1 pseudogene is annotated in these 211 nt (G+C 57.3%); it reads left to right on the forward strand.

Going from position 1 to position 211, the window contains the following annotated elements:
• Positions 1-211, forward strand: a pseudogene (locus tag FDX22_RS15730) (tagaturonate reductase); the annotation flags it as partial.

Raw genomic sequence — 211 nt, forward strand, 5'->3', positions numbered from 1 at the left:
GAGCGCGACGGGGAACGCTATCCAATCCAGGATGATGAACAGTGGGTAAGCCTGTATGCCAGCCTGTGGCCGCGAGTTGGTAATGATTTAACGCTGCGTGAACTGGTGGATACCGTACTCGGCGATACGGCGCACTGGGGTGAAGATTTAACGTTGCGGCCAGGGCTTGCCGGACAGGTGACGGCTAACCTGGAGATGATTCTGGTGCAGG

The sequence above is a fragment of the Citrobacter sp. TBCS-14 genome (assembly GCF_005280805.1).
GTDB classification, from domain to species: domain Bacteria; phylum Pseudomonadota; class Gammaproteobacteria; order Enterobacterales; family Enterobacteriaceae; genus Citrobacter; species Citrobacter gillenii.